The 12208-nt window shown below is 68.7% G+C and carries 10 protein-coding genes; 2 read left to right on the top strand and 8 right to left on the bottom strand.

Translation table 11 applies throughout. From position 1 onward, the window contains the following. The 6 genes from JMF90_RS07745 to JMF90_RS07720 all read right to left on the bottom strand — a co-directional run. Positions 1–967: aspartate aminotransferase family protein (locus JMF90_RS07745; RefSeq protein ID WP_201325019.1), on the bottom strand; the 967-nt coding region annotated here is incomplete at its 3' end. Positions 968–982: 15 nt separating this feature from the next. Continuing rightward, positions 983–2032 carry a C45 family peptidase gene (locus JMF90_RS07740; RefSeq protein ID WP_011547979.1) on the bottom strand — a complete coding sequence of 350 codons (1050 nt, stop codon included), beginning with the start codon at positions 2030–2032 and terminating at the stop codon, positions 983–985. Between the two features lie 20 nt (positions 2033–2052). Beyond that, complete coding sequence (gene glnQ, locus JMF90_RS07735) at positions 2053–2781, bottom strand: glutamine ABC transporter ATP-binding protein GlnQ (RefSeq protein WP_011547980.1); 729 nt, start codon at positions 2779–2781, stop codon at positions 2053–2055. Further along, a complete protein-coding gene (gene glnP / locus JMF90_RS07730) occupies positions 2778–3485 on the bottom strand; it encodes a glutamine ABC transporter permease GlnP (RefSeq protein ID WP_011547981.1) in 708 nt (235 codons plus the stop codon). The genes glnQ and glnP overlap by 4 nt, the downstream gene beginning before the upstream one ends. Before the next feature lie 15 nt (positions 3486–3500). Beyond that, positions 3501–4253, bottom strand: coding sequence for a glutamine ABC transporter substrate-binding protein GlnH (glnH, locus tag JMF90_RS07725; RefSeq protein ID WP_011547982.1), 753 nt, complete (start codon positions 4251–4253; stop codon positions 3501–3503). Between the two features lie 507 nt (positions 4254–4760). Continuing rightward, positions 4761–8300, bottom strand: coding sequence for an ABC transporter ATP-binding protein (locus JMF90_RS07720; protein ID WP_011547983.1), 3540 nt, complete (start codon positions 8298–8300; stop codon positions 4761–4763). 118 nt (positions 8301–8418) lie between these two features. Here JMF90_RS07720 and JMF90_RS07715 point away from each other — a divergent pair, with 118 nt between their 5' ends. Then, positions 8419–9366 (top strand): LysR family transcriptional regulator, encoded by a 948-nt coding sequence (locus tag JMF90_RS07715; RefSeq protein WP_011547984.1) that lies wholly within the window; start codon positions 8419–8421, stop codon positions 9364–9366. Between the two features lie 23 nt (positions 9367–9389). Here the strand turns inward: JMF90_RS07715 and JMF90_RS07710 are convergent, their stop codons facing one another. After that, positions 9390–9761 carry an MAPEG family protein gene (locus JMF90_RS07710; protein ID WP_011547985.1) on the bottom strand — a complete coding sequence of 124 codons (372 nt, stop codon included), beginning with the start codon at positions 9759–9761 and terminating at the stop codon, positions 9390–9392. Positions 9762–10064: 303 nt separating this feature from the next. Here JMF90_RS07710 and alr point away from each other — a divergent pair, with 303 nt between their 5' ends. Then, complete coding sequence (alr, locus tag JMF90_RS07705; RefSeq protein ID WP_011547986.1) at positions 10065–11186, top strand: alanine racemase; 1122 nt, start codon at positions 10065–10067, stop codon at positions 11184–11186. Positions 11187–11382: 196 nt separating this feature from the next. Here alr and JMF90_RS07700 read toward each other — a convergent pair whose 3' ends face one another. Further along, positions 11383–12177: an enoyl-CoA hydratase gene (locus tag JMF90_RS07700; protein WP_027811768.1), complete on the bottom strand. Its 795-nt coding sequence runs from the start codon at positions 12175–12177 to the stop codon at positions 11383–11385. Positions 12178–12208 lie beyond the last annotated feature (31 nt).

The raw sequence follows: 12208 nt of genomic DNA, 5'->3' as shown, positions 1-12208 counted from the left end.
CGGCGATCACGCGCTGCACTTCGAGCGCGGCCGCGCAGGCGGTCGCGTGGCCGAGGTAGGTGTGACCGTGCTGGAAGAAGCCCGAGCCGTCGACGATCGTTCGATAGATACGGTCGCTCACCAGCGTCGCACCGATCGGCTGGTAGCCCGCACCGAGCCCTTTCGCGATCGTCAGCAGATCGGGCGCGACGTCGTCTTCGTCGCATGCATACAGATAGCCCGTGCGCCCCATCCCCGACATGATCTCGTCGAGAATCAGCAGCACACCGTACTTGTCGCACACCGCGCGAATCTTCTTCAGGTACGTGCGCACCGGCGGCACCGCGCCGGCCGTCGCGCCCACTACCGTTTCCGCGACGAACGCCGCGACGTTTTCCGCGCCGAGTTCGACGATCTTCCGTTCGAGCTCGTCCGCGAGGCGCTGCGCGTACGCTTCGTCGGTTTCCCCCGCCTGCTGGTCGCGGTACGCATAGCACGGGCTCACGTGGTGCGCTTCGATCAGCAGCGGCAGGAACGGCTCGCGCCGCCAGGCATTGCCGCCGATCGCGAGCGCGCCGAGCGTGTTGCCGTGATAACTCTGGCGCCGGGCGATGAAATGACGGCGCTGCGGCTCGCCCTTCTCGACGAAATACTGGCGCGCGAGCTTCAGCGCGGCCTCGATCGCCTCCGAGCCGCCCGACACGAAGTACACGTGGTCGAGCCCGGCCGGCGCGGCGTCGACGAGCCGGTCGGCCAGTGCCTCGGCCACGTCGGTCGTGAAGAACGACGTATGCGCGTAAGGCAATTGCTGCGCCTGTCGCTTGATCGCGTCGATCACGCGCTGGTTGCTGTGCCCGAGACACGATACGGCCGCGCCACCGCACGCATCGATATAGCGTTTGCCGGTCGAATCGATGATCTCGATGCCGTCGCCTGCGACGGCAACGGGCAAGGTGGCGCGCGGGGCGCGATGGAAAACGGTCGTCATGCGTGGCCTCATGGATCAGGATGCGCGGTGTGCGCGTCCGGACGGCACGATACGCGTCGCGAAGCGCTGCGTGCCGTGTTGATGGACAGTGAAGTCGATCGCGGTGTCATGAATCTCGAACACCGCGGTCGCCAGCGTGTTCTCGTCGTCGGGATCGGCCGGATCGTCGCGGTAGATCGGCAGCCCTTCCGGCGCGCGATCGCCGAGCACGCTCAGCAGCGCGGCTGCGTCGATCGTATCGATGCCCGGCGTCAGCGTATCGACGCGGCGCTGGCGGTCGGCCGACGACTGCGTGACGATCTGCGCTTCCGCGTCGCAGCCGGGATGCACGAGATGGTTCGCATGGCCGGCCAGCCGCGCGACGTCGACGATCGAGCAGCGTGCGACGCTCGCCTCGATGCTCAGCAAGCGCGCATCGCCGGTCGCCCCGAGCGTGTGATGAAAGCCGCTCGCGCGCGCATGCGATCGCAGCACGTCGGCGGCTGCGTCGAGCGACGTCGCGTCGAGCACGGCGCGCGCGAGGATCATGCGCGGCACGCCCGGCGCCGGCGTGCGGATTCGCAGGTTGTTGATCGCCTGCGCGATGCCCGCGCGGTTCGCGGCAAAGGTATGGCCCGGCAGCGATCCCGGGTAGTAGAAACTGATGAAACCCGGCTTGCCCACCGGCTGCACGTCGACGAGCAGGCAGCGCTCGCGCAGGTACGGATCGCCGTCCTCGTTGTGCGCGATCCAGCGCGTGCCGTTCGCCTCGCGAGCGGCGAGCGTCGTGCAGCCGTCCGGCGCGTTGTGGATCAGCTCGCCGCGGCAGTTCCACAGGAAGATGTCCTCGGCCGGCCAGCCGATGCCCGCCGCGATGCCGTCGAGCTCCGCGACGAGATCGGGATACGCGGCAAGCGCGGCCTGCCGCAGCACCGCGACGAACGGATGACCGCGCCAGCGGCGCACGGCCTCCCATGCGCTGCTCTGCTGCATGTACGCGTCGAATACCGGGCGGGCAAGCTCGCCCAGGCGCACGCCGATGTCGAACGGCGTGCCGGCGATGACGGGGGAAAGGGAAAGCGGCATGTCGGCGGGTTCGGTTCCGTTCAGGATACGTGTTTCAGGAATTCCTTCAGGCGCGGCGTCGGCGGCCGGTCGATCAGGTCGACCGGATGGCCGTCCTCGGCAATGCCGCCCTGATCCATGAACAGCAGCCGCGTGCCGACCCGCTTCGCGAAGCCGATCTCGTGCGTGACGACGATCATCGTCATCCCTTCGGTCGCGAGATCCTGCATTACTTTCAGCACTTCATGGCGCAGTTCCGGATCGAGCGCCGACGTCGGCTCGTCGAACAGCATCAGCCGCGGCCGGATCGCGAGCGCACGCGCGATCGCGACGCGCTGCTGCTGGCCGCCCGACAGCTCCGACGGGTAATGATTCGCGCGCGATTCGAGGCCGACCTTGTCGAGCAGCGCCATCGCCTGGTCACGCGCGTCGGCGCGCGACGCGCCTCGCACCTGCATCGGCCCGAACATCACGTTCTCGAGGGCGGTCATTTGCGGGAACAGGTTGAACTGCTGGAACACCATGCCGGCTTCGAGCCGGATGTTGCGGATCGTCGTCGCGTTGCCGCGCACGCTCTGGCCGTCGACCAGCAGCTCGCCGCCGGTGATTTTCTCGAGCGCGTTGATACAGCGCAGCATCGTCGACTTGCCCGAACCCGACGGGCCGACCACGACGACCACCTCGCCCGCGTCGATCTTCAGGTCGATGTTCTTCAGCACCGGCACGTGGCCGAAGCTCTTCGACACGTTCTGGAATTCGATCATGCTCATAAGATACGCATCCTCTTCTCGACGATCCGCAGCGTCAGCGTCATCGCGCCGGTCAGTATCAGATAGATGACGGCCACCGCACTCCAGATCTCGACCGCCTGGAAATTGCCCGCGATGATTTCCTGCCCCTTGCGCGTCAGTTCGCCCACGCCGATCACGATGAACAGCGACGTGTCCTTCAGGCTCACGATGCACTGGTTGCCGAGCGGCGGAATCAGCCGCCGGAACGCCAGCGGCCCGACGATCTTCAGCAGCACGCGCGGCATCGACAGGCCCATCGCGAGCCCCGCCTCCGTCAGCCCCTTCGGGATCGACAGCAGCGCGCCGCGCACCACTTCCGCGAGATACGCGCCGGAATTCACCGTGATCGCGATGATCGCGGCCGTCAGGCCGTCGATGCGGATATGCGCGAGCAGCGGCAGCGCGAAATACAGGAACATCACCTGCACGACGATCGGCGTGCCGCGGATCAATTCAATATAGACCTGTGCGAGCACGTTCATCGCCTTCGGTCCGTATGCGCGGAACATGCCCGCGATCATCCCGACGATGAAACCGCCCACCAGCCCCAGTAATGCGATGAACACCGTCAACCGGACCCCGTCCATCAGGTCCGGCAACGCCGCCCAGATCGCCGACCAATCGAAATTCACTTGTCGCTCCCCGTTCGATTCAAGACCGGCGCGGCCACCCGGCCGCGCCATGGCGCGTGGTCACGCTCACATCTTCGGCGGCTCGGCGCCGAACCACTTCTTGTAGATCTGCGCGTAGCGGCCGTCGGCCTTGATCTTCACGAGCGACGCATTGACCTTCGGCACGAGCGGGCTGCCCTTCGGGAAGCCGATCCCGTACTTGTCGCCGCTGACCGGCTGGCCCGCGACCTGCACCTTGCCCTTGCCTTCGTTGTTCACGAAGAACAGCACGTTCGGCGTATCGTGCATCGCCGCGTCGACGCGGCCGGCTTCCAGCGCGAGATAGGCCTGGTCGATGTTCGGGAACTGACGGACCTCCTTCGGCTTCAGGTGCGCCTTGATCCAGTCGATCGTCGCGGTGCCCGTCTTCGCGGCGATCACCTTGCCGTTCAGGTCGTCGATCGACTTGATCGACGTATTGCCGGCTTGCACCATCGCGGCGAGCCCGCTGTCGTAGTACGGCGCGGAGAAGTCGATCGCCTTCTTGCGCTCTTCCTTGATGGTCATCCCGGACAGCGCGACGTCGATGTTCTGCGTCTGCAGCGCCGGGATCAGGCCCGCGAAATCCATCGGCTGGATCGTGTATTTCCAGCCCTGGTCCTTCGCGATCTCGGCCCACAGGTCGAGATCGAAGCCGACGTACTTGTCGCCCTGCTTGAACTCGAACGGCATGAACGACGTATCGGTCCCGACGACGAGCGTCTTGGTGTCCGCGTGCGCGAGGCTGGCGCCGAGCGCGGCAGCAACCGCGACGGCTTTCAGGAAGGAACGGCGACTCATGGCATTTCTCCGCATGGTTGAGCGATGTAACCGGCCGGCTGGCCGGGGAACGACGACATCAAGCCGCACCGCAACATGCGATGTTGAATTAGACCTTAGTGCAACAAGTGTTGTCAATGGCGATACTACGACAACAAAAAAGTCCGCAACAAATAAATGCATCGAGGCAAACCCGCGGCGCGCGGCGCGGATAGATCGGAGGAAAGCGGCGGCGGGGGGCGACATGCACGGGGCGGGCGTGCAGGCGGGCTCGAGGCAAAGGGCTGAAGGGAAGGTTGCAGCGGCTGGCGCGGGCCGGCACGACGGCCGTCCAGCGCAACGCGTGCGGCAGGATGACGACCGCGCCATCGCTGCCCGCACATCGGTTTGCGCGGACGGCCGGCGATTCAACCAGCCGCCTCGGCGGGACGACCGTGGGCGCCAGGCCGGCAACCGCCGGCGCGGCTCAACGCAGATTGCGGAATTCGCGCGGCATCGCCGAACGACGGCGCACCGATGCCGCGCCGCTCACGCCGCGACTCCGCTCGCCTGATGCGACACGAGCCGCGCATACGCGCCCTGCCGTGCCAGCAGCTCCGCGTGGCGGCCGGCCTCGATCACGGCGCCCTGCTCCATCACGAGGATCAGGTCGGCATTGCGCACGGTCGACAGGCGGTGCGCGATGATGATCGACGTGCGCTGCGTCATCAGGTCCTCCAGCGCCGCGCGGATCTGCTGCTCGCTGATCGTGTCCAGGTGCGACGTCGCCTCGTCGAGGATCAGCACCGGCGCATCCTTCAGGAACGCGCGTGCGATCGCCACACGCTGGCGCTGGCCGCCCGACAACTGCACGCCGCGCTCGCCGACGCGCGTCGCGAGCCCGTCCGGCAGTCGCGCGACGAAATCGCCGAGCGCCGCGTGGTCGATCGCGCGCTGCACGTCCTCATCCGACGCGTCGTTCGCGGCGAGCCGGATGTTCGCCTCGAGCGTGTCGTTGAACAGATAGGTGTCCTGCGCGACGAGCGCGATGTGCTGCCGCAGGTCGTCGAGCCGCAGATCGCGCAGATCGACGCCGCCGAGCGTGACACGGCCCTGCTGCGGGTCCCAGAAACGCAGCAGCAGGCTCGCGACCGTCGACTTGCCGGCGCCCGACGCGCCGACCAGCGCGACCGTGCTGCCGGGCGGCACCTCGAAGCTCACGCGGTCGAGCGCGGGCACGCTGCGCCCCGGATACGTGAACGACGCCGCGTCGAACCGCACCGCCGGATTGCCGGGCATCGCATGCGCACCGTCGGTCACCGTCACGGGTTCCTTCTCCAGCGCGCGCAAGCGGCGCGCCGACGCGATCGTGTCGGCAAGCTGGCGCGCGACCTGGCCGATTTCGGCCACCGGCATGAACGCGGCCACCGCGACCAACACCAGCAGCGGCAACGACTCGCGCGGGAACCCGCCGCGTGCGCACCACCACGCGCCGAGCGCCGCGACCGCCAGCCCGCCGAGCCCGCTGGCGACTTCCAGCGCGGCGCTTTGCGTCGACAGATCGTCGAGCAGCTTCGCGCGCTGCCGGCGATACGCGTCGACTTCGGCCACGAATGCCGCGCGCCGGCGCGCGATCGCCTGGAACGCGGTCAGTTCCGCGAGGCCCTGGATCGTTTCGGTCAGATGCGCGCCGAGTTGGCCGAGCGCGTCGCGCGCGCCGGTGCCGAGCCGGTCGACGTCGCGCCGGGCCAGCACGGGCGCGAGCCCAGCCCACAGCAGGAACGGCAGCAGCACGAGCGCGAGCGGCCATGCGACCGACGCGAGCAGCACCAGCACGCCGGCCGGCACGAGCACCGCGACGAACGCGGGCGCCAGCGTATGCGCATAGAAATATTCGACGGTCTCGACGTCCTGCGTCGCGAGCGACACGAGATCGCCGGAACGGCGGCGCAGCAGCCCGGCCGGCGCGAGCCGTTCGAGCGTCGCGAACAGCGCGATGCGCATTTCCGCGAGCAGCCGGTACGCCATGTCGTGCGCGAGCCACGATTCGAGCCAGTGCAGCACGGCCGCGACCGGCGCGATCACGAGCAGCGCGGTCACCAGCCCCGTGCCGACGTGACCGCTCGGCACCGCGCCGACCACCCGCGCGCCGAGCACGCCGACGCCGATGAACGCGAGCACGCGGCCGATCCCGAACAGCACGGTCAGCACCACCTTGCCCTTCCACGGACGCACGAAGCGCAGCAGGGTCTGCAACGTTTCCGGCCAGCCGATCGTCGCCGCGTCGTCGTTCAGCGGCCGCACCTGCGGGCCCGACGACGCGCGGGCGGTCGTGCCCGCCGCCGCCGTCGCGCCGACGGACTCGGCGACCGCTTCCAGTTGCGGCCCCATCAGCCGGCGATACGGGCCGTCGCGCGCGATCAGCGCCGCATGCGTCCCTTCGTCGACCACCTGCCCCTGGTCGAGCACCAGGATGCGATCGGCGCCGATCACGCTGGACAGCCGGTGCGCGAGCACGAGCGTCGTGCGCCCGCGCGTGAGCCGGTCGAGCGCCTGCTGGATCAGCGCTTCGTTTTCCGCATCGACCGACGACAGCGCCTCGTCGAGCAACAGGATCGGCGCATCGCGCAGCAGCGCGCGGGCGATCGCGATGCGCTGGCGCTGGCCGCCCGACAGCATGAGCCCGCGTTCGCCGATGCGCGTCGCGTAGCCGTCGGGCAGCGCCGAGATAAAGTCGTGCGCATTGGCCGCGCGCGCGGCAGCGATCATGTCCGCGTCGCTCGCGTCCGGGCGACCGAGCCGCAGATTGTCGGCGACGCTGCCGTCGAACAGCGTCGCATCCTGCGCGACGACCGCGATCATCTCGCGCACCTGGTCGGCATCGAGCGTGCGCACATCGTGGCCGCCGATCCGGACCGCGCCGCCCTGCGCGTCGTGCTGGCGCAGCAGCAGGCGCACGATGGTCGACTTGCCGGCCCCGCTCGGCCCGACGATCGCGACCGTCTCACCCTCGCGCACGGTGAAGCTCAACGCCGCATGGGCATCCGCGCGGCGCCCCGGATACGCGAAGCTGACGTGATCGAACGCGATCTCCGGCCGCAGGCCGGGTACGCGCGGTGCGTCGACGGAAGGGGCATGGCTGCCCGCGTCGAGCAGCGCATGGATCGCATTCGCCGCCGACTGGCCGATCATCCCCTGATGCAGCACCGCGCGCAGGTCGCGCAGCGGCCGGAAGATCTCGCTGCCGGCCATCAGCACGATCAGCAGCGCTTCGAGGCTCATGTCGCCGTGCCGCACGCGCCACGCGCCTACCGCGATCGCCGCGGCCGCGCCGAGGCCGGTGCCCAGATCCGTGAAGAGCCGCGTCAGCAGCCCGAGCGCGAGCACCCAGAACGTGCTGTCCGACAGCGCCCGCGCCTTCGCGGCCAGCTTCGCGCCGAACGCGGTGCTCTGCCCGAACGCCTTCAGCGTCGGCAGGCCCTGCACCGCGTCGAGAAACTCCTCGCCGAACGCCTTGAACGCGGCCGAACGGGCGAGCGCCGCGCGCTTGTCCGCACGATGCACGAGCTGCGGCAGCGCGAGCGTGACGAGCGCCGCGACCAGCAGGACCGCGGCCGTCGGCACGTCCCACCACGCGAGCACCGCGAAGATCATCAGCGGCGCGCACGCGGCGATCACGAGTTGCGGCAGGTAGACGCCGAAGAAGGTCTGCAACTGCTCGACGCCGTCGACGACGGCCAGCATCACGCCGCCCGTGCGTTCGCCGCTGAACCATGCGGGGCCGAGCGCGGCGATCCGGTCGAACAGCCGCGCGCGCAGCGTGGCTTGCACGCGGCCGGCCGTGTGCTGCGCAAGCACCGTGCGGCGATGATCGAGCCACGCACGCAACAGCACACAGGCCGCCGTTGCAACGACGGCTTCGCCGATGCTGCGCGCCGGCGCGCCGGAAAAAACCAGCGCCAGCACGCGGCCGAGGAATACGAAGCGGAGGATGCCGACACCCATCGCGAGCAGCCCGAGCGCGACGGCCGCCGCCACCCGCCAGCGCAATCCCGCCATCATTGCCCATAGTCGTCGGTCGAAATACATGAAGCCTCCAGTCGGTGTTTCGTTGCGTTTTTCTTGACCGGATCGAGGCTACCCGCGCCGCCCGCGCGCGGCAAAAGATGATTTTTCAACGGGTGTTGAGTCAACTACAATACCCCGCATGTCGCACCTTCCTCCCCTCAGCGCACTGCGTGCTTTCGAGGCGGCCGTCCGCCTCGGCGGGTTCGCGCGCGCGGCGGTCGAGCTGAACGTGTCGACCAGCGCGGTCAGCCACCAGATCCGTTCGCTCGAGGAATCGCTGGGTGCAAGGCTGCTCGAACGCAGCACGGGGCTCGGCGGCATCAGCCTCACGCCGGCCGGTACGCGCCTGCTGCCGGCCGTCAGCGATGCGCTGTCGCGTCTCAACGACGCGTGCGCCGAGATTCGCGGCACCGCGCAACGGCTCACCGTATCCGCCAACGCGCCGTTTTCGTCGATGTGGCTCGCACGCCGGCTGGCGGAATTCTCGTCGCTTCATCCCGATACCCCGCTGCATGCGGTGGTGCTCGACGACGAGCCGGATTTCGCGCGCAGCGGCGTCGACCTCGCGATCGTGCACGTGCCCGCGCACCGGCTGCGCGCCGACGACGACGTGCTGATGCGGGAAACCGTGTTTCCGGTCTGCAGCCCCGAGCTGTTTCCGTACGCATCGGGGTACGTCTGCCGCTCGCGGCTGCTGCAGGAGATGCACGAGGACAGCCCCGAGATCGACTGGCGCAACTGGGCGGTGCATTTCGGCTTGCCGGACGACTTCGACACGAAGATCGTCCGTTACAGCAGTTTCAGCCAGGTGATCGGCGCGGCCGTCGGCGGCGCGGGCATTGCGCTCGGCCGCGTGCCGCTGATCGAGCCCGAACTGCGCAGCGGGCGTCTGGTGCCGCTGGTGCCGGGCCTCTCGCGCGATGCGTCATGGCGCTTCGTGTTACGCCGCCATCCGTCGACGCGACACCGGCTGCTCGATCCGTTGATCGCGTTCCTGCGCAGCGAAGCGGACGCGCCGCCGTTCGTCTCGAAGAAGGTTGCGCCCGCATCCAATGACAGTCACGCACGAGGCGCGGGCGGCGCCTGACGAGAGCCGGCATGCCAGGCCGCTTACGGTGTGGCGAAGAACAGCGCGACGATGCACGCCATGCCGCCGAACCACACGAGCGAACGCAGCGACGCCCAGTTCAGCAGGTACATCAACGCATAGACGATGCGGATCGCGACGAACGCCATCGCGAGCTGGTCGACGCGATGCACGTTCGCGCCGTTGTGCCACGCCACCACCAGCGCGGCGGTGAACAGCGCGAGCGCTTCCCACGCATTCTGATGGGCGGCCTGGGCGCGGGCCCGCCAGCCTTCGAGCTTCGCCAGGTAGTCGCGCGGCGCGCAGTTGTCGTACCCCTTGCGGGCCTTGGCGAGAAACGTCATCGGGAACGGCAACAGCGCCACGATGAACAGGCACAGCTGGGACGTCGTCATCAAAGTCTCCTCCGTTATGATTACATTGATCAATGACAAGATCGCCGAGAGCTTAGCATTGCGCCGTGCCGTTCGGGCACCGGTTTTCTAGATGGGAGACTCGGCCGCGCAGGCCGCCGGGGAAGGCGCCCGGGCCGCGACGACACCAAAATTTCCACCAAATCGTCGACAAATACGTTAATTAAAACTGGTCGAACACCAATAAGATAGCGCTCGACACTGGCTTGACGCGCCATCGCGCCAGCCGGCCCGTTTCCCTCCGCGCCGCCGTGCGCCGAACGACATCCGACCCGAGCCCTTGCCATGCCCCGTCCCATCGTCGCCCATATCCGCCCCGACGCCGTCCGCCACAACCTCGACTTCATCCGCCGCACCGCCGCGCAATCGCGCGTGTGGGCCGTGATCAAGGCCAACGCGTACGGCCACGGCATCGAACGGATCTACCCGGGCCTCGCGGCCGCCGACGGCATCGCGCTGCTCGATCTCGACGAAGCCGTGCGCGTGCGCGAACTCGGCTGGGACAAGCCCGTGCTGCTGCTCGAAGGCGTCTTCGAGCCGGCCGACGTCGAGCTGGCCGATCACCACCGGCTGACGGTCGCCGTGCATTGCGACGAACAGCTCGACCTGCTGATCGCCGCGAAGCCGCGGCAGCCGATCGACATCCAGCTCAAGATGAATTCCGGCATGAACCGGCTCGGCTACCGGCCGGCCGCGTTCCGCGCCGCGTGGGAACGCGCGGCGAGTGCGCCGTCGATCGGCAAGATCACGCTGATGATGCATTTCGCGAACGCCGACGAAGGCGAGGTCGACTGGCAACTCGACCAGTTCGACGCGACCACGGCCGGGATTCCGGGCGAGCGCTCGGTGTCGAATTCGGCGGCCGTGCTGTGGCATCCGCGCGCGCACCGCGACTGGGTGCGACCCGGCACGATCCTGTACGGCGCGTCGCCGACCGGCGCGGCGCGGCATATCGCCGACACGCCGCTGATGGCCGCGATGACGCTGAGCAGCAAGATCATCGGCGTGCAGACGCTCGCGCCCGACGAAACGGTCGGCTACGGCCGCCGCTTCACGGCCGACCGGCCGATGCGGATCGGCGTGGTCGCATGCGGCTACGCAGACGGCTATCCGCGCCACGCGCCGACCGGTACGCCGATCGCGGTGGACGGCGTGATGACGCGCGTCGTCGGCCGCGTGTCGATGGACATGCTGACCGTCGACCTGACGCCGTGCCCGAACGCGGGCATCGGCTCGCGCGTCGAGCTGTGGGGCGACCAGGTGAAGGTGGACGATGTTGCGGAAGCCAGCGGCACGATCGGCTATGAGCTGATGTGCGCGCTCGCGCGCCGCGTGCCGGTCGTGATCGTGCCGCCCGGTGCGGCGAGCGTGCAGCCAGCGCTGCGGACGGGCAGCTACGGGCGCTGACCGGCGTCGCTGCTGCAGTGCGGCGGTGCGCAACCGCGTCGCCGCGCATACCGTGTACTTACCTGCGGGCTGCCTTGGCGGCCTGTCTGCGTTTATGGCGCCCCGCCGACGCGCACCAGCGACGATGCGATACGTCGTTGCGCGTTGCTCACAACGACGCGATACGACGCGCTCCCCGCCCGCCTCCGTCAACGCATCACGAACGCCACGTCGGCTTCCGCTTCTCGAGGAACGCGTCGATCCCCTCGCCCGCATCCTCTTCCATCATGTTGCGCGCCATCACGTCGCCCGCATACGCATAGGCTTCGTCGAGCGGCAACTCGCGCTGACGATAGAACATCTGCTTGCCATAACGCACCGCGGCGGGGCTCTTCGCGACGATCTCCGCGACCTTGCGCGCGACGGCCGCATCGAGCGCGTCCTCGGGCACGGCTTCGTTGACGAGCCCCCACGCGGCGGCCGTCGCCGCATCGACGAAGCGCCCGGTCATCAGCATGTCGAACGCGCGCTTGGCCGTGACGTTGCGGCTCAACGCGACGGCGGGCGTCGAGCAGAACAGCCCCACGTTGATGCCGGATACCGCGAAGCGCGCGGTATCGGCCGCGATCGCGAGGTCGCACGCGGCGACGAGCTGGCAGCCGGCCGCCGTCGCGATGCCGTGCACGCGCGCGATCACCGGCACCGGCAACGCGCGCATCGCGAGCATCACGCGGCTGCACTGCGCGAACAGCGTGCGGTAGTAGTCGAGTTCGGGCTTGCCGCGCATCTGTCGCAAGTCGTGCCCGGCGCAGAACGCCTTGCCTTCGGCGGCCAGCACGACGCAGCGCACGTGCGGATCGGCCGCCAGCGTGTCGAACGCATCGTGCAGGGCCGCGAGCATCGCTTCGGACAACGCGTTGAACTGCTGCGGGCGATTCAGGCGCAGCGTGACGACGCCGTCGTGCGCGTCGCGCAGCAGGATCGGCTCGGCAGTCTCGTGAATGGGTTCCATGGTGTTCCGCTCGACGGGGTTCGGCAGGTTT

This window comes from Burkholderia sp. E168m23 (genome assembly GCF_016586125.1).
In the GTDB taxonomy this organism is placed as follows: domain Bacteria; phylum Pseudomonadota; class Gammaproteobacteria; order Burkholderiales; family Burkholderiaceae; genus Burkholderia; species Burkholderia orbicola.
The sequence above is the reverse complement of the archived record's forward strand: the minus strand, read 5'-3'. Positions and strand labels throughout refer to the sequence as shown.

Bases quoted from the DNA above. Each gene is read 5' to 3' on its own strand.
- JMF90_RS07740 (WP_011547979.1), bottom strand. From the start codon at position 2,032: ATGCCGCTTTCCCTTTCCCCCGTCATCGCCGGCACGCCGTTCGACATC.
- glnQ (WP_011547980.1), bottom strand. From the start codon at position 2,781: ATGAGCATGATCGAATTCCAGAACGTGTCGAAGAGCTTCGGCCACGTG.
- glnP (WP_011547981.1), bottom strand. From the start codon at position 3,485: ATGGCGCGGCCGGGTGGCCGCGCCGGTCTTGAATCGAACGGGGAGCGA.
- glnH (WP_011547982.1), bottom strand. From the start codon at position 4,253: ATGAGTCGCCGTTCCTTCCTGAAAGCCGTCGCGGTTGCTGCCGCGCTC.
- JMF90_RS07720 (WP_011547983.1), bottom strand. From the start codon at position 8,300: ATGTATTTCGACCGACGACTATGGGCAATGATGGCGGGATTGCGCTGG.
- JMF90_RS07715 (WP_011547984.1), top strand. From the start codon at position 8,419: ATGTCGCACCTTCCTCCCCTCAGCGCACTGCGTGCTTTCGAGGCGGCC.
- JMF90_RS07710 (WP_011547985.1), bottom strand. From the start codon at position 9,761: ATGACGACGTCCCAGCTGTGCCTGTTCATCGTGGCGCTGTTGCCGTTC.
- alr (WP_011547986.1), top strand. From the start codon at position 10,065: ATGCCCCGTCCCATCGTCGCCCATATCCGCCCCGACGCCGTCCGCCAC.
- JMF90_RS07700 (WP_027811768.1), bottom strand. From the start codon at position 12,177: ATGGAACCCATTCACGAGACTGCCGAGCCGATCCTGCTGCGCGACGCG.